At 67.3% G+C, this 1011-nt stretch carries 1 protein-coding gene and 1 pseudogene; both read right to left on the reverse strand.

All coding sequences use genetic code 11. The features are described 5' to 3' along the window. On the reverse strand, nucleotides 1-201 hold a 201-nt coding region (locus ABZZ79_RS39720; RefSeq protein ID WP_356697566.1), incomplete at its 3' end, for a hypothetical protein. Nucleotides 202-624: 423 nt separating this feature from the next. Beyond that, a pseudogene (locus ABZZ79_RS39725) lies at nucleotides 625-1011 on the reverse strand (ABC transporter substrate-binding protein); the annotation flags it as partial.

Consider the following 1011-nt stretch of genomic DNA (forward strand, 5'->3'; position numbering starts at 1 on the left):
CGAGACCACGTCGACGGGGGTCTGGGCGGTGAGCGTGAACCCGCTGCCCGACACGGCGGTCTCGGACACCGGCTGCGGCACGATCGCCGGCGGCGACAGTGGCGCCGCGAAGGCCGGCCGCTCGCTGACACCCGTCAGCACCGGCACCGCGAGGGCGATGGCCGAGAGCATGACAAGGCTTCGGCCCCGTCTGCGCGTCAAGCGCATAGGTACTCCTTCGGAAACCCGAAAACGGTGAGACCGCACGGCGACGTGCGGCCGAGGGGATGAGGCGGCGACTTGCAGAAGCGATGCAGGCCTCGTTGGAAACACGCCGAGCAGCGCCGGAGTAATCGGCCGGCACGGCCACTCGGGCGGGAAAATGTCCGAACTCGTGCGTGAACCTGCTTCAACTGCTGGCTTTTCGCTCAGCTTCGATCAAACCGTGTCAGTAGCGGGGAGGGAGAGTCAAGCCGTACCCGGCCGTAGCTTTCCCACCTCCGCGACCCCGCGACGCCCAGCGGGCAACTCCCCATGGAGTCAAGGGAAGGCGGCGACTGTTTACGTAAACATCAGGTCACCGCGGAGAGTCTGGGCGGGACATCGAAACGCTGTCAAGGCGTGAGCGAGCCGGCCGCGCGGCGATCACTCCGGGATGGCTTTGGCCCAGTTCTCCCGCACCGTGCGCAGCGCCTTGGCGAGCTGCGCCTCGCTCGGGAAGGTCGGCGTGCCCTCGACCGTGGGCAGGCGCGAGGCCAGCGCCTCGTCGAGGGTGCCGTTCTTCTCCATCTCGTCCATCAGGACCGGCCGGGCGTAGTCCTTGAGGCGCAGGTTCTGTCCCTCAGGGCTGGCCAGGTACTCCTCCCACAGGCGGGCGGCCGCCGGGTGCGGCGCGTACGTGTTGATCGCCTGCGCGTAGTACTGGGAGAAGCTGCCGTCGAAGGGGATGGACACCTTCCAGTCCACGTTCGTCCCGCGCAGCTCGTCGATGTGCTTCAGGTTGAGGAAGTCCCATTCGATGCTGATGGGTGT

It is taken from the genome of Streptomyces sp. NPDC006458, assembly GCF_040612135.1.
GTDB lineage: Bacteria > Actinomycetota > Actinomycetes > Streptomycetales > Streptomycetaceae > Streptomyces.